The sequence below is a fragment of the Actinokineospora guangxiensis genome (assembly GCF_042657845.1).
Lineage (GTDB): Bacteria > Actinomycetota > Actinomycetes > Mycobacteriales > Pseudonocardiaceae > Actinokineospora > Actinokineospora guangxiensis.
Map to the genome: position 1 here is coordinate 116121 of NZ_JBHSKF010000012.1, position 23760 is coordinate 139880.

Here is a 23760-nt window from a genome sequence, read left to right on the forward strand (position 1 = left end):
CGCCGGGCGGACGCCACCCCGGGTGCTCACGGGTACTCGGTGATGTACACCGGCTGACCGACCTTGGTCATGTCCGCCGCTTCGCCCACCCCGTTGACGACGTGGTCGATCGTCCCGGCGCTGAGGTTCACCGTCATGATGTGGTGCAGCCGCACGCCGGGGCGGCGCGGGACCTCGAAGCCGTTCTCGGTGTGGATCTCCGGGTTGTTCTGGTTGAACACGTACACCCCGCCGCCGTGCAGCGTGTGGTGGCGCACCCGGTCGGAGACCTTGTAGCCCGCCCAGCCCTGGGTCCTGCCGTTCATCCAGTCGGCCTGCGTGGGCGGGTCGTAGGGCAGTTCGTTCTGGTAGAGCACCGTGCGCCCGTGCTCGCCGTTCCAGATGGTGTTGTACTCCTGGAAGTGCTCGACGAACAGGCCGGTGGCGGTGACGTGGTCGCCGTTGACGATCACGCCGTTGATGCCGGTGTTGATCCGCCAGCGCTGGGTGTCGGTGAAGCCCTCGACGCCGTGGTCGGCGCGCCAGACCCAGGTGTGGTCGATGAGCACGTGGTCGCTGTTGACCTCCAGCGCGGTGCGCGTCTTGCCGATGTGCGGGCCGCCGATGCGGAAGTACACATCGGACAGCGTCGTCGGGTTGTCCGGCGAGGCGTGGCCGTGCCCGTGCTTCTTGCCCACCCGCAGCAGGACCGGCGAGAGCCGGGTGCCCGCGTCGATGGTGACCCCGGCGATGATGATGCCGGGCGCGTCGGCGACCTCCATGGGCACCGCGCCGTTGACGGCGGTCAGGGTGGCGTGGCCGATGCCGAGCACAACGGAGTTGGCGCGCTTGACCTCGATGGTCCGCGAGATGTCGTAGACGCCCGGGGTCAGCAGCAGGTTCTTGCCCTGCGCCAGCGCCCGGTTGATGTCCTTGACCGAGGAGCGCGGCGTGGCCACGAAGAAGTCGCGCAGCGGGATCGTGCGGCCCGGGGTCAGGCCGTCGGCCCAGGAGACGCCGCGGGTGTCGCGGCGCGCGGTCGGCACCCGGACCTGGTACTTGCCCGCCGAGTCGACGTAGAGGTACGGCTTCTCCCGGCTCAGCGGGGTGGTGTCGAGCGTGGTGTACGGCGGGGTCGGGAACCCGGCGTCGTCGGGTGCTCCCTCAACACCCGCGAAGACCTGGTTCCACACGCCGTTCGACCAGCCCGCGACCTCGCTGTTGCGGGTCAGCCACTGCTGCTGCGAGCCGTTGGTGACCTGCGGCAGCCGCGAGTCGGCGATGAACCCGCCGCTGGCATACTGCGGGCCCGCGGTGCAGTAGTCCATCAGCGACAGCGTGCCGCCGGTGATGTCGAGCCTGCGCAGCGAGACCGCCTGCGACACGGCCCAGAAGTTGGCCGAGGCCCGGCACTCGTCCTGGCCCGCGGCGTCGATGTCGATGGTGAGGTTCGACAGCGTCCGCCAGAAGTTCACCAGCGCGATGCAGTTGGCCGTGCCGCCCTCGGTCAGGCAGCGGTTGTAGACCTCGACCTTGCCGTGGATGACGACGTCGGTCGGCTGCGCGCCCAAGCCGCTGACCTCGGTGTAGTAGCCGACCTTGATCTGCAGCGGCTTCTCGGCGCTGCCGTAGACGCCGGGCTTGAACAGGAACGCCTGGCGCTTGGTCCCCATCTCGGCGTCGACCTGCTCGGCGTGGGTGGCGTCGAGCACCGCCTGGATCTCCTCCACCGGCGTGCTCGGGTCGAACACCCGCACGTTCGGCCCCAGGTCCACGGCACCTCCCCCGGGCGTGCCCGGCTTGTCGGGGTGCGCCGCCGCGGCGGGCGCGATGGCGGCGAGGAGCACCCCGGCCACAGCTAAGACGGAAAGTCTGCCACGTCGTGTGATACCGCTTCCACGGATGTTCGGCGGCTGTCCCATCCTGTTGACCTGCCTTTTCTCCGGAGCTTCCCGCCACATGGCGGTCAGGGGACCTGGGTGAGCGCTTCCCCACCCGGCCGACAACGTGCGACGCCGGCGGCTATTTGTACTCCGAGCGACCCCGGCGCGACAAGGTCCAGACCTACCCGGCGTGCTTGGCCCACTCTCGGTGGAAGCCCTCCACGTGCCGGGTGACCAGGGCGGCGGCGCGCTCGCCGTCGCCGGACCTGACCGCGCGCAGGATCGCCCGGTGCTCCCGGCGCAGGCGCGCGGCCGTGCGGTCCCAGTCGGGCAGGGCGGCGACGGCATCGAGCACGGCGTGGTGGATCGCGTCGCGCAGGGCGGTCATGATCGCGGCGTTGACGACGTTGCCCGCGGCGCGGGTGATCGCCACGTGGAAGTCGGCGTCGAGCTGGTGGAAGGTGTCGGCGTCAATGCCCGGGGCGTCCATGCCCGCCAGCAGCTCGGCGGCGACGTCGAGGTCGGGGTGCCCCGGGGTGCGGGCGGCGGCGCGGACCGACGCGCTCTCGATCATGGTTCGGGTGCCGACGAGGTCGGCCATCGGCAGGCGGCGGGTGGCCAGGTGCAGGCGCAGGGCCGCGCCGATGCCGCCTGCCGGATCGGCGATGACCGTCGTCCCGGCCTCCGGCCCCGAGCCCACGCCGCTGCGCACCACCCCCAGCGCCTGCAGGACCCGGATCGCCTCGCGGACCGTCGGGCGGCTGACGCCGAGGCCCTCGGCCAGCTTGCGCTCGGCGGGCAGCTGCTCCCCCACCGCGAGCCTGCCCGAGGCCAGCTCGGCCTCCACGTGCCGCAGCACGGCCGCGTACCCGCCCACTCTCGACCTCCCATGTGGTCAGACCACAGAGCTGGTGTGGTCAGACCACAACAGTCTAGACTGCGGGCCGTGAGAGTCGCGCTGTTCGTCACCTGCCTGGTCGACGGGCTCTTCCCGGATGTCGGCAAGGCGACCGTCGCGCTGCTGGAGCGGCTCGGCCACGAGGTCGTCTTCCCCGAGCGCCAGACCTGCTGCGGGCAGATGCACATCAACACCGGCTACCCCGAGCAGGCCGCGCCGCTGGTGGCCAACCACGCCGCCGCCTTCGCCGACGCCGAGGTCGTGGTGACCCCGTCCGGCTCGTGCGCGGGCTCGATCCGCCACCAGCACGCCGCCGTCGCGCGCGAGCACGCCCCCGGGGTCGAGGCGGCGGCGCGCGCGGTGGCCGCCAAGACCTACGAGCTCTCGGAGTTCCTCGTGGACGTGCTCGGCGTCGAGGACGTCGGCGCGCGCTTCCCGCACCGCGTCACCTACCACCCGACGTGCCACTCGCTGCGCGTCCTCGGGGTCGGCGACCGGCCGCTGCGCCTGCTGCGCGCGGTGCGCGGCATTGATCTGGTCGAGCTGCCCAACCAGGAGGTCTGCTGCGGCTTCGGCGGCACCTTCGCGCTGAAGAACGCCGACACCTCCACCGCGATGCTCGGCGACAAGATGGCCGCGGTGACCGCGACCGGCGCGCGCGTGCTGACCGCGGGCGACGCGTCCTGCCTCATGCACATCGGCGGCGGCCTCACCCGGCTGCGCAGCGGGGTGCGCACCGTCCACCTGGCCGAGATCCTGGCGGCGACGTGACCTTCCTCGGCATGCCCCGCGGCACCGGCAACCTCACCGGCGTCCCCTTCCCCGAGGCAGCCCGCGAGGCCGTCGGCAACGCCCAACTGCGCCGCAACCTCGCCAAGGCGACCGGGACCATCCGCGCCAAGCGCGCCGCCGTCGTCGGTGAGCTGCCCGACTGGGCAGAGCTGCGCGCCGCCGGTGCGGCCATCAAGGACGACGTCCTCGCCCACCTCGACACCCACCTGACCCGCTTCGAGGCCGCCGCCACCGAACGCGGCTCCACGGTGCATTGGGCGCGCGACGCCGACGAGGCCAACCGGATCGTCACCGACCTGATCGCCGCGACCGGCGCGCGCGAGGTCGTGAAGGTCAAGTCGATGGCCACCGCCGAGATCGGGCTCAACGAGGCGCTGGAGTCGGCCGGGATCGCCGCCGTCGAGACCGACCTCGCCGAGTTGATCGTCCAACTGGGACACGACAAGCCCAGTCACATCCTGGTGCCCGCCATCCACCGCAACCGCGCCGAGATCCGCGCCATCTTCGCCGCCACCATGGACGCCGACCTCACCCGCGACCTCACCGACGACCCGCGCGCCCTCGCCGAAGCCGCCCGCGCCCACCTGCGCCGCAAGTTCCTCGCCGCCGAGGTCGCGGTCTCCGGCGCCAACTTCGCCGTCGCCGACACCGGCGGGCTCGTCGTCGTGGAGTCCGAGGGCAACGGCCGCATGTGCCTGAGCCTGCCGCACACCCTGATCAGCGTGGTCGGCATCGAGAAGCTGATCCCGACCTGGCAGGACCTGGAAGTCTTCCTGCAGCTGCTGCCCCGCTCGTCCACCGGCGAGCGCATGAACCCCTACACCTCGGTCTGGACCGGCCCGACCGAGGGCCAGACCAGCCACATCGTCCTGGTCGACAACGGCCGCACCGCCACCCTCGCCGACCCGGACGGCCGCGCCGCCCTGCGCTGCATCCGCTGCTCGGCCTGCCTCAACTCCTGCCCGGTCTACGAGCGCACCGGCGGCCACGCCTACGGCTCCACCTACCCCGGTCCGATCGGCGCGGTCCTGTCCCCCCAACTGACCGGCGTCGACCGCAACCCCACCCTGCCCTACGCCTCGTCGCTGTGCGGCGTCTGCCTGGACGTCTGCCCGGTCGCCATCGACATCCCCTCGATGCTGGTACACCTGCGCGCCCACACTCCCAAACCCCCCACCGAATCCGCCACCATGCGCGCCGCCGCTTGGGCCATGTCCAACCACAACCGCTGGCGCCGCCTCCTACGAGCGGGCCGCTTCGCCAAAGCCCTCACTCGCCGCAACACCGCCCCGCCCCCACTGTCGGCCTGGACCCGCGCCCGCGACCTCCCCCAACCCCCACCCCAAACCTTCCGCGACTGGTGGGCCTCCCGATGACCCTCCCACCCCAACCCGGCCCTCCACCCCAGCCCGCGCCACCCCGGCCCGCACCGCCCCAGACCTCTGAGTCCGATGAGGTACAACCCCCTCCCACCGGACCAACCCCCACCACCGGATCACCCCACACCCACACTCCACAGCCGGAACCCCCCATGAGCACCCCCGAAGCCCGCTCCGCCGTCCTGGCCCGCATCCGCGCCGCCCTGACCGACCGCCCCACCTCCCCCATCCCCCGCGACTACCGCCGCCCCGGAACCCGAGGCCCTGGCGACCTCACCCGCTTCGCCGAGGTCCTCCGCGACTACCGCGCCCAAGTCCACCTGACCGACAACGTCCCCGCCGCCATCGCCGCCACCGGCCGCGACCTCCGAGCCGCCCCAGGCTGCCCACCCGAATGGGGCGGCCGACGCGGAACCCCCTCCATCGAAGACCTCGACCGGTGCGACGGTGTCATCACCGCCTGCCACACCGCCATCGCCGACACCGGCACGATCGTGCTGGACCACGCCGCCCCCGACCAGGGCCCGCGCGCCTTCACCCTCGTCCCCGACTACCACCTGGTCGTCGTCCGCGCCGACCAGATCGTCGCCGGGGTGCCCGACGCGGTGGCCGCCTTGGCGGGGGTGGCGACCCAGACGTGGATCAGCGGACCGAGCGCCACCAGCGACATCGAACTGGAGCGGGTCGAGGGCGTGCACGGGCCAAGGACGCTGGAAGTGGTCATCGAGACCGGGTAGCGGTTGGGTGGCGGCATGACCGTCATCGACCTGTCGCACCCGCTCGAACACGGCATGGCCACCCACCCCGGCCTGCCCGGCCCCGTCATCACCGACCACCTCAGCCGCGCCGACTCCCGGGGCCGCTACGCGCCCGGCACCGAGTTCCAGATCGGCGCCATCACCATGGTCGCCAACACCGGCACCTACATCGACGCCCCGTTCCACCGCTTCGACGGCGGGACCGACCTCGCCGGGCTGGACCTCGACCGCTTGGTCGACCGCCCAGGCCTGGTCGTCGACGCGCGCGGCCGGGCCGTCGGGGCCGAGGCGTTCGACGGGCTCGACGTCGCGGGAACCGCCGTGCTGGTCCGCACCGGCTGGGACCGGCACTGGCGCACGCCGGAGTACGGCTCCGCCGAGCACCCGTTCCTCACCGGCGAGGCGGCCGCCCTGCTCGCCGAGCGCGGGGCCGCCGTCGTGGGCATCGACTCGGTCAACGTGGACGACCTGGCCGACCCGGTCCGCCCCGCGCACACCGCGCTCCTCGGCGCGGGCGTGCCGGTCGTGGAGCACCTGCGCGGGCTCGACCGGCTCCCGAGCACCGGGTTCCGCTTCCACGCCGCACCGGTCGCCGTCGTCGGGATGGGCACGTTCCCGGTGCGCGCCTACGCCGTCACCGGTCACCCGAATCGGTGACAACCCCCGCGCAGCCCCACCGCGTCCAGTGCGCGTAGGGGTTCACTGCGCAGGGGGAAGGGGGACGGGTGAAGGGGGAGGACGACGCGCGGTTCCGCGAGTTCGTCGCGCAGCGCCAGCCCGCGCTGGTGCGCACGGCGCGCCTGCTGACCGGCGACTGGGCATCGGGGGAAGACCTGGTGCAGGCCGCGCTGATCAAGACCTACCTGGCCTGGTCCAGGATCGAGGACAAGGGCGCGGTCGAGGGGTACGTGCGCAAGACGATGGCCCGGCTGGCGATCTCATGGGCGCGCAAGCGGTCGTGGTCGGAGCGGCCGACCGCGGAGCCGCCGGACCGCGCGGTCACCGACCCGGACCGCGCCGCGGGTGACGACCCGCTGTGGCGGGCGGTGCGCGCACTGCCCCCGCGCCAGCGCGCGGTGCTCGTGCTGCGCTTCCACGCCGACCTGTCCGAAGCAGACACCGCCGCCGAGCTGGGGATCAGCGTCGGCACGGTCAAGAGCCAGACGTCCAGGGCCATCGCCGCGCTGCGCGGCCGCCTGACCGTCGCGGAGGTGGCCCCGTGATCGAGGACCAGCTGAAGGCGTTGTTCGCGGCCCGCGCCGCCGACGCACCGGACACCCCGGACCTGGCCGACGCGGTGATCCGCCGGGCCACGGCCATCCGCAGGCGCCGGACGGTCCTCGCGGCCGCCGCCTGCACGGTCCTCGTCGCGGCGGTCGCGCTCCTCGCCATCTCGCCGGGGCCCCGGTCGGCGACCGAGGAGTTCCCGGTCGCCACCCCCCGGCCCGCGACGGTGGCGTTCGGCGAGCGCGACGTCCTGCTGGCCGACGGCACGCGGCGGCAGGTCTCCGGCGAGCGGCTCTCAGCCGTCCAGTCGGTCGCGGGCGGCTGGGTGACCACCACGGCGACCGCCGTGTCCTACGTGCCGGTGGCGGGGCCGCCGGTGGTCTTGGGACCCGGCGAGGCGACCGTCGCGGTCAACCGGGCGGGCACCCGGGTCGCCGTGCAGCCGTGGGGCGAGGCCACCGAGATCCGGGTGTTCGCCTTCCCGGGGGCCGCCGCCCTCGGCAGCTCGCCCGCCTCGGCGCAGGTGGTCAACCGCTGGGCAGGCGAGCAGCTCCTCGTCACCACGCCGAACGGGGACGCCGGAGCGGTGCCCTACGCGTACTGGACCGCAGGCGCCACTGCCGCCCTGCGCGGGGAGATGCTGACGTTGGGGTCCACCGACCAGGCTGTCATCGGGCTGGTCCCGGCCGACGGGCGCGCCTGCGTGGTGCGCGTCGACCTGGCCCTCGCCGAGACGGCCCGCGCCTGCGGCACCGGGTTCTCCTTCGCCGACGGCGTCCCGCTGCTGACCCCCGACGGCCGCTTCCTCATCGGCCCTGCCGAGGGCAGGCAGGTGCGCCTCGACCTGGCGAAGGCGTTCGCGGGTGAGATCGATCGGGAGGAGGTCACCCCGCGCGAGGACTACCGGCTTGTGTGGGACAGCCCGTCGTCGGCGATCTACCGGTCGACGGGCAGCCAGGCCCTGGCGCGGTGTGACGTTGTCGGCGGGGGCGGCTGCTCGCCGTACGCCGTGCCCGAGGTCGGCAGCGCTCCCGCTCGGGGCCTGGTCCCGAAGTACCCGGATCTGGACGCGGGCGCGGCCACCGCCGTCGAACCGTGAAGCGGTCCGGTGCGGACGGTTCCGCCGTCCGCACCGGCCGTTCGGGGTACCGTGCCTGTCATGCCCGCGCACCCGGACCCGACATGACCACCGGCCATGTCCACGCGGCCGGGTACTACACCGACGAAGACGACCTCCGCGACACCCTGACCCCGCTGCTCTCCCGGACGGGCCCGCTGGTCATCGCGCACGAGTCGGCCGAGCTGATCCGCTCGTGGCTGCCGGAGCCGGGAACGGCGACGGTCCTGCCGTGGGCCGAGGTGTACGCGAACCCGGCGAAGACCATCGCCACCTACCAGCGCCTCTTCGACTCGCTGCTGACCGGCCCCGCGACGCGCATCCGCCTGGTCGGCGCGACCCCGCTGGCCGAGTCGACGGGCAGGAACTTCGGCTGGGACCGCTACGAGGCCGCCGTGAACCAGCTGTGGCGCGACTACCCGCTGGACTCCCTGTGCCTCTACCAGGCCCCGACCGCGTGGCTCAAAGACGTGCTCGACCGCACCCACCCCGCCACCCCCACCTCCCGGAACCCCCACTACGACCCCACCTTCAGCGCCCTCCCCAGCCACCACGACCCGCTGGAGTCCGACTCCCCCCTGCACACCCTCACCGACCCCACCCCCGCCGAGTCCCGCCACACCGTGCAGCAGACCGCTCACCACAGGCTCCCGACCGCCACCACCGAAGACCTGGTCTTCGCCGTGTCCGAAGCCACCACCAACGCCCACCTGCACGGCACCGGGCCGAGCACCGTCCGCGTCTGGGCCTCCCCGACCCGGGTCGTCGTCCGGGTCAGCGACACCGGCCCCGGCCCGAGCGACCCGTTCGCGGGCCTGACGCCCGCCCTGCGGGACCGGGGCGGCCTGGGCCTCTGGCTGGCCCACCAGCTGGACATCGAAGTCGCCCTCATCACCGAACCGGCGGGCTTCACCGTCCGCCTCCGCGCGGGGGACTTCAGCTAGGGCGGCCCCGTTCCGCCACCAGGTCGCGGATCGCGCCGATGCCGTCGTCCCACAGGTTCACGTGCATGCCCGCCACGACCTCCTCCCCCGCCACCCAGTAGGCGGTGAAGGCGCGCCCGGCCACATCGCCCCGCGTTTCCACCCGGTCGTACCCGTCGACAAGCCCGACGAACTCCATCCCCACGTCGTACTGGTCCGAGAAGAAGTACGGCAGGTCGTCGTAGACCACTTCCCCGCCGAGCATCGCCACGGCCGCCGCCTCACCCCCGCTGATCGCGTTCTGCCAGTGCTCCACCCGCAGCCGCCGCCCGTAGCGCGGGCTGGGCACCGCCGCGATGTCGCCCGCCGCGAAGATGTCCGGGTCCTCGGTCCGCAGCGCCTGGTCGACCAGCACGCCGCCGTCGACGGCCAGCCCAGCCTCCTCGGCCAGCTCGACGTTCGGCCGCGCCCCCACGCCGACCACGACCAGGTCGGCCGGAATCTCCCCGGACGGCGTGACCACCGCCTCCACCCGGCCCGCCCCCGCGAACCGATCGACGCCCTCCCCGAAGCGGAACTCGACGCCGTGGTCGCGGTGGATGTCGGCGAAGAAGCCGCCCATCTCCTCGCCGAGCGCCGCGTGCAGCGGGGACGGGGCCGGGTCGACCACCGTGACCTCGCAGCCCTTGCCGCGCGCCGCCGCGGCGATCTCCAGACCGATCCACCCCGCGCCCGCGACGACGACCCGGCTCACCTCGCCGAGCGCCTCGCGCAGGGCCGCGGTGTGCCCGAGCCTGCGCACGTAGTGGACCCCGTCGAGGGTGTTGCCCTCGACCTTGAGCCTGCGCGGCGACGACCCGGTCGCCAGCAGCAGCTTCGAGTACCCCAACCGCGCCCCGTCGGCCAGCTCGACCTCGTGGGCCCGCCGATCGATGCGCACCGCCCGGGTGCCCAGCCTCAGGTCGACGCCGTGCTCGCCGTACCAGCCCTCGTCGTGCACGAAGACGTCGCCGCGGTCCTGGTCGCCGATCAGGTATCCCTTGGACAGCGGTGGCCGCTCGTAGGGACGCTCCTTCTCGTCGCCGACGAGCACCAGCTCGCCGTCGTAGCCCTCGGCGCGCAGCTTCTCCGCCGCCTTCGCCCCGGCCAGTCCCGCTCCGATGATCACGTGCGCCATCGGCCCATTATGCGCTGGACAGCCCGACCCGGCCGGGCATGATGTACGGCGTGGAGTCCACCCGAATCGACCGCTGGCTGTGGGCGGTGCGCCTGACCAAGACCAGACCGGACGCCGCGGCGGCCTGCCGGGGCGGCCACGTCCGGATCAACGACCGGCCCGCCAAGCCCGCGACCACCGTCGTCCCCGGCGACGAGGTCCGGGCCCGCGTCGGCGACGTGACCAAGGTGCTGGAGGTCGTCCGGGTGATCCAGAAGCGGGTGGGCGCGGCGGACGCGGCGACCTGCTTCATCGACCGCACGCCGAAGCCGAAGCCGGAGATGGCGATCCCGGTGGCCCGGCGCGACCGCGGCGCGGGCCGCCCCACCAAGCGCGAGCGCCGCGTCCTCGACAAGTTCCGGTCGGGCGACTTCTAGGTCCCCTCGGCGACCATCGCGTTCTTGCCGTGGCTGTCGGCGACACCCGTGACGACCACCCGACATCAGCCCGCGATCCCGGCCGAGGCGCTACCGTCTCGGCATGTTCACCGAAGCCGACGCGGTCGAGATCGCCAGGGCGGCGCACGACGGGCAGCTCGACAAGTCCGGCAAGCCCTACATCGGCCACCCGATGCGGGTGATGTCCGCCCTCGCCGACCCGCACGAGCGGATGGCGGCCGTACTGCACGACGTCATCGAGGACACCCCGGTCACCGCGGCGGACCTGCGCGCGGCGGGCTGCCCCGAGCCGGTGGTGGCGGCCGTGGTCGCGCTGAGCAAGACCGACGGCGAGGCGCAGGAGGACTACCTGGCCAGGGTCGCCGCCAACCCGATGGCCAAGGCGGTCAAGTTCGCCGACATCGCCGACAACAGCTCCCCGACCCGGCTGGCCGCGCTCGACGACGCCACCAGGCAGCGCCTGATCGCCAAGTACACCGCCGCCCGCGCCTACCTCGACGGCGCGTGAAGCGTTTCGCCTAGGCGAGCACGACCGGCAGCTCCACGAGCCCCCGGTTCCGGAACGACGGCTGCCACCGCAGGTCCGACTTCGCGACCGCGAGCGCGCACCCGCGTTCCACCAGCGCCGCCACCGCGATGGCCGCCTCGGTCCTGGCGAGGCGGGACCCGAAGCTGCGGTGCGGACCGTGGCCGTAGCTCAGGTGCGGGTTGGGATCGCGGTCGAGGCGCAGCCGGTGCGGGTCGGCGAAGACCGCTTCGTCGCGGTTGGCCGAGGCGATGCCGAGCAGGACGGTCTCGCCGGGGGTGATGGTGTGCTCGCCGATCCGCACGTCGGTCAGCGGGAAGCGGCGGATGGCGAACTGCAGCGGCTGGTCGAAGCGGGTCAGCTCCTCGATCGCCAGGGACAGCGAGGTGATGGTGTGCTCGGTGCCCAGCAGCGCGTGCATGCCGTTGCCGATGAGGTTGACCAGGTTCTCATAGCCCGCCCAGAGGGTCAGGAACGCCATCGAGACCAGCTCGGTCTCGCTCATGCCGTCCGCGGAGACCAGTGCGGAGAGCAGGTCGTCCTCGGGCGCGGCGCGTTTGGCCGCGACCAGGCCGACCAGGTAGTCGTGCATGCCCGCCACGGCGTCGCGGGCGCCCGCCGGGTCGGTGAGCAGCACGCGGGTCCAGCCCTGGAAGCGGGCCCGGTCGGCGGGCGGGACGCCGAGCAGGTCGCCGATGACCCGCAGCGGCAGCGGCGCGGCGAACTCCGCGATCAGGTCGAAGGGCTCGCCCGCCGGGTGCCGGGCGAGCAGCTCGGCCGCACCGTCGGCGATCGCGGGGGCGAGCGCGTCGACCCTGGCCGGGGTGAACTCGGCGGCGATGGCGCGCCGCAGGCGGGTGTGGTCGGGGGCGTCGAGGTTGAGCAGATTGGCGTCGAGGGCGGGCGGCAGGGCGAAACCGCGGTAGCCCGCGCCCGCGTTGGCCCTGTTGAGCGAGAGCCGCAGGTCGGCGAGGCAGGCGCGGACGTCGGCGTGGCGGGTCACCAGCCAGGCCTTGGCTCCGTCTGGTGTGGACATGTGGTGGACGCCGCCGTCGGCGCGCAGGCGGGCGTAGACGGGGTGCGGGTCGGCGTAGAACTCGGCGTCGAAGTCGAACATCAGCGCTCCAGCGCGGCATAGGCGCGGGAGACCCTGGCCAGCCAGCGTGTCTCGTCGTCGGAGGGTGTGTGCGGCTCGGCGTGCGGCGGCGGGGCGAGGCGGTCCCCGCCGCGCAGGGCGGCGGCGATCGCGGCGGCCTCGGCGGCGGCGCGCTCGTCGGCGGTCAGGTCGGGCGGGGCGGCGGGCGCGCGCAGCCAGCGTCTGCCGTCGCGGATTTCCACGACCCTGCGGTGCAGGCGGAAGTCGACGTCGCGCAGCGCGGTGCGGCCCGCGCCGGGGTCGAGGGCGAGGTCGGGGTTGGCGCGGCACAGCGCCGCCCAGAGCGGGTGCAGCGCCCGGTAGGCGCGGACATCGCGCACCCAGTCGCGCAGCGCGCTGACCTGCGGCCCCCAGCCGGGCAGGCTCCACCCGACCAGGGCGAGGATCGCGCCGAGACCCGCGCCCAGCCGGGCGACCGGCTCCCAGGCCGCGGGGTCAAGCCCGAGCGGCGCGGCGGCGATGTCGGCGTAGCGGGCCAGCACGTAGGCCAGGCCGCCGACCGCGCCGACGGCGGCCAGCCGCAGCCCCCGGCCCAGCCATCGCCCCTCGACCGCGCGCGCGTAGCGCAGGCAGCGCGCGACCAGGAAGCACTGCGCGATGGCGAACGCGGTGACGTACAGCAGGAGGTAGAGCGCATAGCGCCAGTTGCCCGCGTAGCGGATGACGGCGGTCGTGGTGTCCTCTGTCTCCAGGTCGGCGAGGACGAACAGCGCCGCCATCGCGACGAACACGGCGCTGAAGGCGTAGACCTGGTTGCGGACCTTGGGCCGCGCGACCTCGGCGGGCAGCTCCCAGTAGGTCAGTGCCGCGAGCTGGCTGGCCGCGACCCCCATGACGCTGCCCTGCGACAGCAGCAGCGCCAGGTTCGGCACCCCGCTGACCTCTCCGAGCAGCCCCCACACACGCGGATCGCTGATGGTGAACGTCAGGCCCATGAACAGGTAGAACAGCGCGACCGCGACGGCGGCGGGTCCCCGGCCGCGGCCGGCGAGCTTGAAGGCGAGGCTGATCCACGCGATGCAGGCGCAGACCGGGTACAGGACGGCGTTCACCGCTGTTCGCGCCTCGCCGAATGGTTGAGGGAGTCGGCGATGCGGGCGGTGACGTCGTCGGCGGCGGCGAACCCGGGCGCGCGCAGCACCTCGGCGAGCAGGTAGGCCATGACCTCGGCCTGCTGCTCCTGTTCGTCGCTGTAGGTGGTGCGGGCGAGGGTGGCGTGGACCAGGTCGGGGTCGAGGTCGGGGAAGAAGGCGGCGACGTCCTGGGCGCCGCCTTCGTGCCCGCAGATCAGGTGACCGATCTCGTGCAAGAGAATGTGCTCCTGGTGCGCGGGCGACGTGCCGTCGTCCACGAAGATCCAGTCGGCGTCGCGGGTGGCGACCCACATCCCGCACGGCTGCTCGATCAGGGCGACCGGCACGACGTGCAGCGGGCGCTTCCTCACCTCGGCCAGGTGCGAGCACAGCGAGGGGAGGTCGGCCCGCGAGGGCAGGCGCAGGTCATCGATGACCGCGGCGCACTGCCGCCGCAGCCTGCGCAGGTCGGGTCTGGGCCGTGCCACGGCCTCAGTCCTGGGAGCTGTCGGTGATCGGCGGGAGACCCTGCTGGCGGCGAGCCTGGTCGAGCATGGCGGTGATGAGGTCGAGGTTGGCCTGCGGCAGCCCGACGGCCCGCTGCGCGATGCCGACGACACCGCGCTGGCGCAGCATCTCCAACTGCTCCAACTGCTTGCGCACCCGCTCGCCCTGGCCCGCCTCGTCGTCGAAGAAGTAGCTGGGGTTGACGCCGAAGAAGCGGGCGAGCGCGACCAGCAGGTCGGTCGAGGGGCTGGTGCGCTTGCCGGTGCGCAGCATCGACAGGTAGGCGCCGCTGACCCGGAGGTCGGGGTTGCCCCGCTTGATCTCGGCGGCGACCTCGGCGTTGGACCACTGCTTCCCCTGGGGCCGGCTGATCTTGAAGAGCCGGTCGAGCCTGCCCGTCAGCGGCGCGGTGTCGCCGTCCGACATCCGTCCCCCAAGTGTGTGTCGCGGAAACAGCCGATCCAGTGTCCCAGGGTAACTGTGCGTTGACAACGCGGCCTCCCGGCCCACAACGATGTGCCCTAGCGGTCAACTGCCAGTTATGGGTGGGACTCGCGACCCGGGACAGTCGCCAAAGGTGACCACCGGGAGGGAGAAAAGGAGTTCCGCGCTCAACCGGCCTGGGGGTCACCGGGAGCGCGGAACCGGACTGATCATACCGCAGAAACCCGCCCTTCGCGCAACGCCCATCGCGGTCCGGTCCGCAGCGCGGCACACTGGCTGCGTGCGCGACCTGATCACCCGGCTGCGAAATCGGGGTTCGGCGACCAGCGAGGAGACATTGCGCTTGTGGATCGGCTACCACTTCTGCGGCGACGCCGAAGGCTCCACAGTGCGGACGACCCTCGGCTGCCCGCTCGGCATCCCGCCGCGCTGACGCGCTGGATGGTGCGGCACACCAGGGTCTGCAGGCACCTCGGCGACGAGCCCTGGACCGCCAGGCCCGCGGTGATCGCCCGGGCGAAGCCGCCGCTGAACGTCCAGCACAACCCCGACCACCCGTTCCACCCGGTGCTGAGCGAGATCCGCGCCGCCGCCCTCGCCGAGGCGCGCACGCTGCCGAGGATCTGATCCTCGGACCCTCCCTTCCGGACGGATCAGCCGATGTGCTCGGCCAAGTCCGCGCCCGCCAGCGACTTCAGCCACGCCCGATACTCCGCGTAGTTCGCGCGCAAGGCCGGGCCGGGCCAGTGCGGTGGCAGGAGTTCGGCGGGCAGGACCGGGTCGGTCATCAGGTGGCGGACCGACATGGCGACGGCGGCGAAGCGGGCGGGCTCGTCGGTGGTGGCGGCGGCTTTGAGGAGGGTTCGGGCGTGGGTGGACCAGGCGTCGAGGTCCCAGAGGGTGGCGGCGAGGGTGGCGGGGTGGTCGGCGGGGCGGGCGGTGAGGCGGGTGACGGGGAGGTCGGGCCAGCGGCGGGCGAGGTTGGCCGGGCGCAGCCAGACGCCTTCGCGGAGTTCGGCCAGGCGCAGGGCGGAGAGGTCGGCGCGCAGGGCGGCCCGGTCGGCGGCGTCGCGGCCGGTGGTGGTGATGACGGCGGCCTCCCAGGCGCCCGACCACGGGCACGTCTCGGGGTCGACGGCGGCGTCCTGGCGACGTTGGCGGGCCAGCAGGCGCGGGGAGAGGGTGTAGCGGCCGTCGGCGCGGTCGAGGTCGCCCGCGGCGACCATCCGCGACAGGGCGGCGCGGGCGGCGGACTCGGCGACGCCGACCAGGCCGACGGCGGCCACGAGCGCGCGGGCGGTCATCGTGGGCGGGTGGGCGCCCAGCAGCATGCTGAGCAGCGCCGAGCGGGCCGACACCGGCCGGACGGTGGTCACACCCGCAGATATTACACTCTTGCCACACCCGCAGCCCGAACGTAACGTCGAGGGCATGACCCTCGCCAGCCGGTCCGCCGCCACCCACGAGGTCGCCAACCAGCCGCCCCCGCTGTCCCCCTACGACGCCGCCGACGACGCCGCGCTCCTGGAGGGCCTGCGCCGCGAGGGCGCGGGCTGGGCCGAAGCCGACGTGCGCAGGCTCGGCGCGCTGGCGGGCGGCGAGGAGGCGCAGGACTGGTCGGAGCAGGCCAACCGGCACCCGCCCGAGCTGCGCACCCACGACCGCTACGGCAACCGGGTCGACGAGGTCGACTTCCACCCGAGCTGGCACAGCCTGATGCGCGTCGCCGTGGCCGAGGGCGGGGCGGGCTCGGCGTGGGCGGAGGCCAGGCCGGGCGCGCACGTCGCCAGGGTCGCGACCTCGCTGGTGTGGGGCCACACCGAGGCCGGGCACGGCTGCCCGGTGTCGATGACCTACGCCGTCGTCCCCGCGCTGCGCCACCAGCCCGACCTCGCCGCCGTCTACGAGCCGCTGCTGACCAGCCGCGTCTACGACCCCGGCCTGCGCGTGCCGACGACCAAGCGCGGCCTGCTCGCGGGCATGGGCATGACCGAGAAGCAGGGCGGCTCGGACGTGCGGACCAACACCACCACCGCCACCCCGACCGCCGAGCCCGGCGTGTTCACCTTGCGCGGCCACAAGTGGTTCACCTCCGCGCCCATGTGCGACGTGTTCCTGGTGCTCGCCCAGGCGCCGGGCGGCCTGTCGTGCTTCCTCGTGCCGAGGGTGCTGCCCGACGGCTCGCGCAACACCTTCCGCATCCAGCGGCTCAAGGACAAGCTGGGAAACCGCTCCAACGCCTCGTCGGAGCCGGAGTTCGACGAGACGGTGGCGTGGCTGGTCGGCGCGGAGGGCCGGGGGGTGAAGACCATCATCGAGATGGTCAACTTCACCCGGCTGGACTGCGTCGCGGGCACGGCGGCCATCATGCGCAAGGCCCTGGTCGAGGCCGGCCATCACACCCGCCATCGGGCGGTGTTCGGCGCGAAGCTCATCGATCAGCCGCTGATGCGCAACGTGCTCGCCGACCTCGCCGTCGAGTCCGAGGCGGCGACGGCGCTGTCGCTGCGCCTGGCGGGGGCGGCCGACCGCGCGGTGCGCGGCGACGAGCCCGAGCGGGCGTTCCGGCGGATCGCGACGGCGGTGGGCAAGTACTGGGTCACCAAGCGCGGCCCCGCGTTCACCGCCGAAGCGCTGGAGTGCTTGGGCGGCAACGGCTACGTCGAGGAATCGCCGATGCCGCGGCTGTACCGGGAGGCGCCGCTGCTGTCCATCTGGGAGGGGTCCGGCAACGTCAACGCCCTCGACGTGCTGCGCGCGCTGGGCCGCGAGCCCGCCGCGGCCGAGGCGCTGTTCGCCGAACTGGCAGCGGCCTCCGGAGCGGACGCACGCCTGGACGCAGCGATCACCCGACTCGGCAAGGAGCTGTCGGACCCCACCGCGATCGAGATGCGGGCCCGGCGGGTGGTCGAGCTGATGGCCCTGGCGCTGCAGGGATCGCTGCTGGTGCGCCACTCCCCCGCCGCGGTGGCCGACGCGTTCTGCGCGAGCAGGCTCGGCGGCGACTGGGGCAGCACGTTCGGCACGCTGCCCGCCTCCGCCGACGTCGGCGCGATCATCGCCCGGGCCCTGCCGTGAGCGTGCGCGTCGATCGGCGCGGCCCGGTCACGGTCGTCACCCTGGACCGCCCCGAGGCACGCAACGCCGTGGACTCCGCGCACGCGGCGGCACTGACCAAGGCCTTCACGGAGTTCGACGCCGAGGAGACACAGTCGGTCGCGGTGCTGCACGGCGCGGGCGGGGTGTTCTGCGCGGGCGCGGACCTGAAAGCCGTGGCCGAAGGACGCGTCGAGGTGGGCGCACCCGGCGAAGGCCCAGCGGGCATGGGACCGACCCGGATGGCGCTGAGCAAGCCGGTCATCGCCGCCGTGGACGGCTACGCCGTGGCGGGCGGCCTGGAACTGGCGATCTGGGCCGACCTGCGCGTGGCCGACCCCACCGCGGTGTTCGGGGTGTTCTGCAGACGGTGGGGCGTCCCCCTGATCGACGGCGGCACCGTGCGGCTGCCCCGACTCATCGGCCAGTCCCACGCACTCGACCTGATCCTCACCGGCAGACCAGTAGGCGCGGAGGAAGCCCTGCGCATGGGCCTGGCCAACCGGATCAGCGCCCCCGGCGCGGCCTTGGAGGAGGCGATCGCACTGGCCGAGCAACTCGCCGCACTCCCCCAGACCTGCCTGCGCCACGACCGCCTCTCGACCTACGAGCAGCACGGCCTCACCACGCCCGACGCAATCGCCAACGAGTGGCGACACGGCCTGACCTCCCTGGCCGCCGACACCCGCGCAGGCGCGACACGCTTCGCCTCAGGAGCAGGACGACACGGAACCTGACGCCCTGCCACGCCAGACCACAACGACCTGCCCACCCCCAACGCAAGACAACGGCGCACCCCACCAACCACGGACCCGGCGAAACCGGCCCTACAACGCAACCAGGCCCCGCGGCACACTCACCGCGGGGCCCGAGAAGTGCGAGCTACATCGGCACGATAAGGACAGAGACAGGCCCACGCATGCTGTCGTCGTCACCGTCATCGTCATCATCGTCGTCACCGTCGCCGCAAGCGCCGAGGAACGGGAGCAGCGCGACGGCGGCGATGGCGGCCAGCAGGCGCGGGGAGCGTCGGGACGGGTCCTTGGCCATTGTCAGCCTTCCTCCAGGGGTCTCTCTCAGCAGAGGTGTACCACTGCGCTCACAGCTTGAACCCGGTGGGGAAAGGATCTTCGGGATCGAGCAGGTACTGGCCCATCCCGGTGACCCACGCCCGGCCGCTGATGGTCGGCACGACGGCCGCGAGAGCGCCGACCGTGGTCTCCTCGACCAGCCGCCCGGTGAAGCGGGTGCCCAGCAGCGACTCGTTGACGAAGTCGGTGTTCAGCGCGAGCTGACCGCGCGCGTGCAGCTGGGCCATGCGGGCGGCCGTGCCGGTGCCGCAGGGTGAGCGGTCGAACCAGCCGGGGTGGATGACCATGGCGTTCCGGGAGTGGCTGCCTGCCGCACCCTCCCCCACCAGCTGCACGTGGTGACAGCCGGAGATGGCCGGGTCGGTGGGGTGCTGGGGGCGGTCCTGCTCGTTGATCGCGGCCATGATGGCCAGGCCCGCACCCAGCATGCGGTCCTTGTCGGCGAAGGTCAGGCCGAGGTCGGCGACGCCGAGGATGGCGTAGAAGTTGCCGCCGAAAGCCATGTCGTAGCCGACCGAGCCGATGCCGGGGACGTCGACGGCGGCGTCGAGTCGGTGGGCGAAGGACGCGACGTTGCGGATGGTCACCGAGGTGGCGCGCCCGCCGGACACGGCCACCTCGGCGATCACCAGCCCGGCGGGCGTGTCGAGCCGGACGGTCGTCGTGGGCTCGGTGACGGTCACCATGCCGGTCTCCACCAGCACCGTCGCCACGCCGATCGTGCCGTGCCCGCACATCGGCAGGCAGCCGGAGACCTCGATGTACAGCACGCCCCAGTCCGCGTCCGGCCTGGTGGGCGGCTGCAGGATCGCGCCGCTCATCGCGGCGTGGCCGCGCGGCTCGTTCATCAGCAGGTGGCGGATGTGGTCCAGGTGCTCCATGAAGTGCAGCCGCCGCTGGGCCATCGTGTCGCCGGGGAGGACGCCGACCCCGCCGGTGATGACCCGGGTGGGCATGCCCTCGGTGTGGGAGTCGACGGCGGCGAAGTACCGGGAGGCGCGCACGGCTAGCGCGCCTCGACCGCGCGGTGCATCTCGGCCTCAAGCTGGGCGAGCTGCGACTCCGACAGCGGGCCCCGCGGCGGGCGGCACGGGCCGCCGTAGCGGCCGACGATGTCCATGCTGCGCTTGATGGCCTGCACGAACTCGGTGCGCGAGTCCCAGCGGAACGCCGCGACCATCGGCTCGTAGAGCGCGCGGGCCTCCTCCAGCTTGCCGTCGAGCGCCAGGGCGAACAGGCGGGCGGACTCGGCGGGGAAGACGTTGGGATAGCCCGCGAACCAGCCGGTGGCGCCCATGAGCAGCGATTCCAGGACCACGTCGTCGGCGCCTGCGACGACGGTGAGGTCCGGGGCCTTCTCGCGGATCTCCAGCACCCGCCGCACGTCGCCGGAGAACTCCTTGACGGCGACGACGTTGTCGATCTGGGCCAGCTCGGCGAGCAGGTCCGGGGTGAGGTCGACCTTGGTGTCGATGGGGTTGTTGTAGACCATCACCGGCAGCCCGACCGACGCGACCTCGGTGAAGTGCCGCACGACCTCGCCGGTGTTGGCGCGGTACATCGTCGGCGGCAGGCAGAGCACGCCGTGCGCGCCGTCCTCGGCGGCCAGCTCGGCCCACCTGCGGGCCTGGTGCCAGCCGGGGCCGTGCACGCCGACCACGACGATCCCGTCCTGGCCGACCGCCTCGACGGCGGTGCGCGCCACGGCGCGGCGCTCCTCGTCGGTCAGGGCGGAGTACTCGCCGAGGGAGCCGTTCGGGCCGACGCCGCGGCAGCCGCCGTCGACCACCCAGCGGCAGTGCTCGGCGAAGCGGTCGTAGTCGACGCGCAGGCCCGCGGGCGCGGACGCGTCTTCGGCGAAGGGCAGCGCGGTGGCGACGATGACGCCATCCAGCCGTTCGGTCATTCGGGCTCCTCGTGGGCGAGTTCGGCGAGTCGGACGGGGACGGCGATCGGCCGCCGGGCGAAGGCGTCGGGGGGCAGGCCGGTGAGCCGGGCGACGGCCGGGCCGCACACCCGGCCCTGGCACAGGCCCAGGCCCGCGCGGCTGGTCAGGCGCAGCGCCCTGGCCCCGGTGGCGGCGGCGCGGACCGCCCGCAGCGGCACTTCCTCGCACCGGCAGACGAGGGTGTCCTCGGCGAGCCAGGACGGCCAGGCCTCGCCGACGGGGTGGGCGGCGGCGAGCGCCGCCGCGAAGCGGCGCAGGCGGCGGACCCGGCGCAGGGCCGCGTGCGGCGGGTCGGGCGCGCCCGCGGCGGCGAGCCCGGCGACCTCGCCCTCGGCCGCGGCCAGGTCGGCGCCGCCGATGCCGGTCAGCTCGCCCGCCGCGTGCACGCCGGGCACGGAGGTGCGCTGCGCTGAGTCCACGACGACGAAGCCGCCGCGGGTGGCGCACCCGGACGCGCGCGCCAGCTCCAGCTGGGGGACGAACCCGTGGCCGACGCACACCGCGTCGACCCCGACGCGCCGCTCGGAGCCGGGGACGACGCGCCAGTCGCGGCCGAGCGCGGCGACGGTGACGGCCTCGACCCGGTCTCGGCCGTGCGCGGCGACGACGGCCCGGCGGAACCGGTACGGCACCCGGTGCCGGGCGAGGACGCGCAGGTAGCCCGCCAGCTCGCCTGCCTTGCCGATCCCGGCCAGCGCGCCCAGCGGATGCGCCGCCCAGCCGGGCAGGTTCGCGTCCAGGACGCCGAGCACGCGGGAGCCGACACCCAGCAGCTCGCGGGCGACGGGCAGCAGGAACGGACCCGTCCCGCTGACGATCACCCGCTCCCCCACCGCGACGCCTTGGCCTTTGGCGAGGGCCTGCGCGGCTCCCGCGGTGTAGACGCCGGGGAGGTCCCAGCCCGGGAAGGGCAGGGCCAGGTCGTGGGCGCCGGTGGCGAGGACGAGGGCTGGGGTGGTGACGGTCCTGGGGACCCGCCCGGGTCCGTCGGCGGGGCCGGTGAGCAGGTGCAGGCGGTGGCCGTCGGAGCCGGGTTCGACGGCCCAGACGACGGTCGAGGCGGCGTGCTCGACGCCGTCCGGGAGGGCGATGGCCTCGGGGCCGCGGGAGTCCTGGCGGAGGTACTGGCCCCCGCGCCGTGGCCCGCTGTCGATCAGCAGCACGTCCGCGCCCGCTCCGGCGGCCGCGCGGGCGGCGGCCAGCCCGGCGGGCCCGGCGCCGACGACCACGACCCGGGTCATGACGGCAGCTCCGCGCCGTCCTGGGTGCGGATGCTGTCGCCGTCGGCCACCAGGCGCTGGCAGGCGCGGACGTCCGGGATGCCGTTGACGACGACCAGGCAGTCGTGGCAGACGCCGATGCCGCAGAAGACACCGCGCGGCCGTCCGCCGACCCTGGTGGTGCGCCAGGACGCTCGGCCTGCTCCCAGCAGCACGGCCGCGACCGTCTGTCCTTCCCGGACCGCCACCGGCTGACCGTCCACTTCGGCTCTCATCGGGCGACCCCCGGCCGGTCGGGGCGGAACGGCGTCGGGTCGACGGCGCTCTCGCGGCCCATGAGGAGGTCGGTGACGAGCCTGCCCGTGGCGGCGGCCAGACCGATGCCCGCGCCCTCGTGGCCGGTGGCGTGCCAGAGACCGGGGAGGCGGGGGTCCTCGCCGATGACCGGGAGGTGGTCGGGGGCGTAGGGGCGGAAGCCGCCATAGGCGCGCATGGCGGCGACGTTGGCCAGGAAGGGGAAGAGCGCGACGGCCTTCGCGGCCAGTTCGCGCAGCACGGGCACCGAGATGGCCTCGTCGAAGCCGACGCGCTGCCTGCTCGACCCGATCAGGACGGTCCCCGCCCTGGTGGACTCCACCACGGTCGAAGTCTGCAGGTCGGCGTCCCCGCTGGCCACCGCGCCGACGTAGTCCGCGTCGTAGACCTTGTGGCGGACGGTGGCGGGCAGCGGGGCGGTGACCAGGATCAGGCCGCGGCGGGGCAGGATCGCGATGGGGGCGCCCGCGGCCTCGGCGAAGGCGGCGGACCAGGGGCCGCAGGCGTTGACGACGACGGGGGCGGAGATGGCGCCGCGGGAGGTGCGCAGGCCGGTGATCCGCCCGGCGCGGGTGGTGACGCCGGTGGCGGTGTGCCCGGCGAGGACGCTGCCGCCGCGGGAGCGGACCGCGTCGAGCAGGGCGACCGCGGCCAGGACCGGCTGGAGCTGGGCGTCCTGGGGGTAGTGGACGGCGGCGGTGACGCGGGGGGTGAGGAGCGGTTCGCGGTCGCGGGCTTCCCCGGGGGTCAGCGGGATCGCGTCCACACCGGACATCCGCTGGGTGGCGGCGAAGTCGTGGAGAGCGCTCGCGCCGTCGTCGGTCGTGGCGACGACGATGCCGCCCTTGTCCTCCCACTCGACGTCAGCGCCAATGCGGTCCACAAGCTCGGGCCAGAGGGACCGGGAGGCGCGGGCCAAGTCCAGCTCGGGGCCGGGCTCCTTGTCGGAGAGCAGGACGTTGCCCTCCCCTGCCGCCGTCGTCCCGCAGGCGGGGTCGGCTCGGTCCACGACGGTCACGCGCAGGCCCTCGGCGCTGAGCGCCTCGGCGCACGCCGCGCCGATCACGCCGGCGCCGACCACGGCTACGTCCGACTCCATCGCCCGACTTCACCGCCTCACCGTTCAGTAGAATGAACGATAGCGTAGATCTGAGGTAAGGCGGGGTCAACCCTGGACGCACGAGACAGGGGTTCGGTGTTCGAGCAGGAGCACCGAGGCGACCGGACCGTCGACCGCCTCGTAGATGTGCGGGGCCTGAGCGGGAAAGCTGACGTAGTCGCCGGGGCCCAGGACGTAAGGGGCGTTCGGGGGGCCGACCCTGAGCGTCCCGGTGATGACGGTGACGTGCTCGCGGCCGGGATGGCCTGGGGAATGCTGGATCGCGCCTGGGCGTACCCGCTGGTCGTAGACCTCGATGACGGTGTCGGGCAGGTCGAGCCTGCGGAGCATGCGCAGGTCCACGGCGTTGCTGCTGAGGACATCGAGGTCGGTGGAGCGGACCAGGACGACATCGGGCGCGGGTTCGGCGAGGAGGGTGGAGACGGGGACGCCGAGAGCGTTCGACAGACTGAACACGGTTTCGATGGTGGGATTGCCCGCGCCGGTCTCCAGCTGGGAGAGCGTGCCTTTGGCGATGTCGGAGCGGCGGGCCAGTTCGGAGAGGGAGAGGCCCGCTTGCTCGCGGAGGGCGCGGAGGTTGGTGGCCAGGACCTGGCCTGCTTGTCCTCGCGGCACGGCGACTCCCGGGTGTTCTGGCTGGCTGTTCCTGCGGTTCCGCGGCTTGCTTGCGGTGTGTCCGATGGGCGGAGATTAC

28 protein-coding genes are annotated in these 23760 nt (G+C 73.6%); 13 read left to right on the forward strand and 15 right to left on the reverse strand.

Going from position 1 to position 23760, the window contains the following annotated elements:
• Window positions 1-26 precede the first annotated feature (26 nt).
• Window positions 27-1835, reverse strand: a complete 1809-nt coding sequence (locus ACFPM7_RS21900; RefSeq protein ID WP_378249563.1) for a hypothetical protein — start codon at window positions 1833-1835, stop codon at window positions 27-29.
• A 208-nt stretch (window positions 1836-2043) separates the two neighbouring features.
• Window positions 2044-2739 carry a FadR/GntR family transcriptional regulator gene (locus tag ACFPM7_RS21905; protein ID WP_378249564.1) on the reverse strand — a complete coding sequence of 232 codons (696 nt, stop codon included), beginning with the start codon at window positions 2737-2739 and terminating at the stop codon, window positions 2044-2046.
• A 69-nt stretch (window positions 2740-2808) separates the two neighbouring features.
• On the opposite strand from ACFPM7_RS21905, the gene ACFPM7_RS21910 reads away from it, so the two are divergent.
• The 7 genes from ACFPM7_RS21910 to ACFPM7_RS21940 all read left to right on the forward strand — a co-directional run bounded on the left by ACFPM7_RS21910 (window position 2809) and on the right by ACFPM7_RS21940 (window position 8977).
• The gene (locus ACFPM7_RS21910) at window positions 2809-3531 is read left to right on the forward strand and encodes a (Fe-S)-binding protein (protein WP_378249565.1); all 723 of its coding nucleotides are present in this window, start codon (window positions 2809-2811) and stop codon (window positions 3529-3531) included.
• A gap of 11 nt (window positions 3532-3542) precedes the next feature.
• Window positions 3543-4928, forward strand: coding sequence for a LutB/LldF family L-lactate oxidation iron-sulfur protein (locus ACFPM7_RS21915; RefSeq protein ID WP_378249566.1), 1386 nt, complete (start codon window positions 3543-3545; stop codon window positions 4926-4928).
• A gap of 155 nt (window positions 4929-5083) precedes the next feature.
• Window positions 5084-5668 (forward strand): LutC/YkgG family protein, encoded by a 585-nt coding sequence (locus tag ACFPM7_RS21920; protein WP_378249567.1) that lies wholly within the window; start codon window positions 5084-5086, stop codon window positions 5666-5668.
• Window positions 5669-5683: 15 nt separating this feature from the next.
• Window positions 5684-6346 carry a cyclase family protein gene (locus ACFPM7_RS21925; protein ID WP_378249568.1) on the forward strand — a complete coding sequence of 221 codons (663 nt, stop codon included), beginning with the start codon at window positions 5684-5686 and terminating at the stop codon, window positions 6344-6346.
• A 68-nt stretch (window positions 6347-6414) separates the two neighbouring features.
• Window positions 6415-6912, forward strand: a complete 498-nt coding sequence (locus ACFPM7_RS21930) for a SigE family RNA polymerase sigma factor (protein ID WP_378249569.1) — start codon at window positions 6415-6417, stop codon at window positions 6910-6912.
• Window positions 6909-8015: a hypothetical protein gene (locus tag ACFPM7_RS21935; protein WP_378249570.1), complete on the forward strand. Its 1107-nt coding sequence runs from the start codon at window positions 6909-6911 to the stop codon at window positions 8013-8015. The genes ACFPM7_RS21930 and ACFPM7_RS21935 overlap by 4 nt, the downstream gene beginning before the upstream one ends.
• A gap of 83 nt (window positions 8016-8098) precedes the next feature.
• Window positions 8099-8977 carry an ATP-binding protein gene (locus ACFPM7_RS21940; RefSeq protein ID WP_378249571.1) on the forward strand — a complete coding sequence of 293 codons (879 nt, stop codon included), beginning with the start codon at window positions 8099-8101 and terminating at the stop codon, window positions 8975-8977.
• Here the strand turns inward: ACFPM7_RS21940 and ACFPM7_RS21945 are convergent.
• Window positions 8970-10133 (reverse strand): NAD(P)/FAD-dependent oxidoreductase, encoded by a 1164-nt coding sequence (locus ACFPM7_RS21945; protein ID WP_378249572.1) that lies wholly within the window; start codon window positions 10131-10133, stop codon window positions 8970-8972. The genes ACFPM7_RS21940 and ACFPM7_RS21945 overlap by 8 nt on opposite strands.
• Window positions 10134-10183: 50 nt before the next feature.
• Here ACFPM7_RS21945 and ACFPM7_RS21950 point away from each other — a divergent pair, with 50 nt between their 5' ends.
• Entirely contained in the window at window positions 10184-10549 is a 366-nt protein-coding gene (locus ACFPM7_RS21950) for an RNA-binding S4 domain-containing protein (RefSeq protein WP_378249573.1), read from the forward strand.
• Window positions 10550-10652: 103 nt separating this feature from the next.
• Window positions 10653-11078: an HD domain-containing protein gene (locus tag ACFPM7_RS21955; RefSeq protein WP_378249574.1), complete on the forward strand. Its 426-nt coding sequence runs from the start codon at window positions 10653-10655 to the stop codon at window positions 11076-11078.
• 10 nt (window positions 11079-11088) lie between these two features.
• On the opposite strand, the gene ACFPM7_RS21960 is transcribed toward ACFPM7_RS21955, so the two are convergent.
• The 4 genes from ACFPM7_RS21960 to ACFPM7_RS21975 are packed head-to-tail and all read right to left on the reverse strand — an operon-like array spanning window position 11089 to window position 14258.
• The gene (locus ACFPM7_RS21960) at window positions 11089-12213 is read right to left on the reverse strand and encodes a cytochrome P450 family protein (protein WP_378249575.1); all 1125 of its coding nucleotides are present in this window, start codon (window positions 12211-12213) and stop codon (window positions 11089-11091) included.
• A complete protein-coding gene (locus ACFPM7_RS21965; protein WP_378249576.1) occupies window positions 12213-13304 on the reverse strand; it encodes an MAB_1171c family putative transporter in 1092 nt (363 codons plus the stop codon). Before ACFPM7_RS21965 ends, ACFPM7_RS21960 begins: the two co-directional genes overlap by 1 nt.
• Window positions 13301-13813, reverse strand: coding sequence for an ImmA/IrrE family metallo-endopeptidase (locus ACFPM7_RS21970; RefSeq protein WP_378249577.1), 513 nt, complete (start codon window positions 13811-13813; stop codon window positions 13301-13303). The genes ACFPM7_RS21965 and ACFPM7_RS21970 overlap by 4 nt, the downstream gene beginning before the upstream one ends.
• 4 nt (window positions 13814-13817) lie before the next feature.
• Window positions 13818-14258, reverse strand: a complete 441-nt coding sequence (locus ACFPM7_RS21975; RefSeq protein ID WP_378249578.1) for a helix-turn-helix domain-containing protein — start codon at window positions 14256-14258, stop codon at window positions 13818-13820.
• A gap of 298 nt (window positions 14259-14556) precedes the next feature.
• Between ACFPM7_RS21975 and ACFPM7_RS21980 the strand changes: the two genes are divergently transcribed.
• Together ACFPM7_RS21980 and ACFPM7_RS21985 are read left to right on the forward strand one after the other, a co-directional pair.
• A complete protein-coding gene (locus ACFPM7_RS21980; protein ID WP_378249579.1) occupies window positions 14557-14709 on the forward strand; it encodes a hypothetical protein in 153 nt (50 codons plus the stop codon).
• An 11-nt stretch (window positions 14710-14720) separates the two neighbouring features.
• Window positions 14721-14903 (forward strand): hypothetical protein, encoded by a 183-nt coding sequence (locus ACFPM7_RS21985; protein WP_378249580.1) that lies wholly within the window; start codon window positions 14721-14723, stop codon window positions 14901-14903.
• A 26-nt stretch (window positions 14904-14929) separates the two neighbouring features.
• On the opposite strand, the gene ACFPM7_RS21990 is transcribed toward ACFPM7_RS21985, so the two are convergent.
• Window positions 14930-15652 (reverse strand): PaaX family transcriptional regulator C-terminal domain-containing protein, encoded by a 723-nt coding sequence (locus tag ACFPM7_RS21990; RefSeq protein ID WP_378249582.1) that lies wholly within the window; start codon window positions 15650-15652, stop codon window positions 14930-14932.
• A 55-nt stretch (window positions 15653-15707) separates the two neighbouring features.
• Between ACFPM7_RS21990 and ACFPM7_RS21995 the strand changes: the two genes are divergently transcribed.
• Together ACFPM7_RS21995 and ACFPM7_RS22000 are read left to right on the forward strand one after the other, a co-directional pair.
• Window positions 15708-17354 carry an acyl-CoA dehydrogenase family protein gene (locus tag ACFPM7_RS21995; protein WP_378249583.1) on the forward strand — a complete coding sequence of 549 codons (1647 nt, stop codon included), beginning with the start codon at window positions 15708-15710 and terminating at the stop codon, window positions 17352-17354.
• On the forward strand, window positions 17351-18109 hold the full coding sequence (locus tag ACFPM7_RS22000; protein ID WP_378249584.1) for a crotonase/enoyl-CoA hydratase family protein: 759 nt from the start codon (window positions 17351-17353) through the stop codon (window positions 18107-18109). Before ACFPM7_RS21995 ends, ACFPM7_RS22000 begins: the two co-directional genes overlap by 4 nt.
• 145 nt (window positions 18110-18254) lie before the next feature.
• Here ACFPM7_RS22000 and ACFPM7_RS22005 read toward each other — a convergent pair whose 3' ends face one another.
• The 7 genes from ACFPM7_RS22005 to ACFPM7_RS22035 form a co-directional block, all read right to left on the reverse strand.
• Complete coding sequence (locus ACFPM7_RS22005; protein WP_378249585.1) at window positions 18255-18422, reverse strand: hypothetical protein; 168 nt, start codon at window positions 18420-18422, stop codon at window positions 18255-18257.
• Between the two features lie 49 nt (window positions 18423-18471).
• Window positions 18472-19467 (reverse strand): proline racemase family protein, encoded by a 996-nt coding sequence (locus ACFPM7_RS22010; protein ID WP_378249586.1) that lies wholly within the window; start codon window positions 19465-19467, stop codon window positions 18472-18474.
• A 2-nt stretch (window positions 19468-19469) separates the two neighbouring features.
• On the reverse strand, window positions 19470-20369 hold the full coding sequence (locus ACFPM7_RS22015; protein ID WP_378249587.1) for a dihydrodipicolinate synthase family protein: 900 nt from the start codon (window positions 20367-20369) through the stop codon (window positions 19470-19472).
• A complete protein-coding gene (locus ACFPM7_RS22020) occupies window positions 20366-21652 on the reverse strand; it encodes an FAD-dependent oxidoreductase (RefSeq protein ID WP_378249588.1) in 1287 nt (428 codons plus the stop codon). The genes ACFPM7_RS22015 and ACFPM7_RS22020 overlap by 4 nt, the downstream gene beginning before the upstream one ends.
• Complete coding sequence (locus ACFPM7_RS22025; protein WP_378249589.1) at window positions 21649-21906, reverse strand: (2Fe-2S)-binding protein; 258 nt, start codon at window positions 21904-21906, stop codon at window positions 21649-21651. Before ACFPM7_RS22025 ends, ACFPM7_RS22020 begins: the two co-directional genes overlap by 4 nt.
• Window positions 21903-23045: an NAD(P)/FAD-dependent oxidoreductase gene (locus ACFPM7_RS22030; RefSeq protein ID WP_378249590.1), complete on the reverse strand. Its 1143-nt coding sequence runs from the start codon at window positions 23043-23045 to the stop codon at window positions 21903-21905. The genes ACFPM7_RS22025 and ACFPM7_RS22030 overlap by 4 nt, the downstream gene beginning before the upstream one ends.
• Before the next feature lie 66 nt (window positions 23046-23111).
• Complete coding sequence (locus ACFPM7_RS22035) at window positions 23112-23681, reverse strand: helix-turn-helix domain-containing protein (protein WP_378249591.1); 570 nt, start codon at window positions 23679-23681, stop codon at window positions 23112-23114.
• Window positions 23682-23760 lie beyond the last annotated feature (79 nt).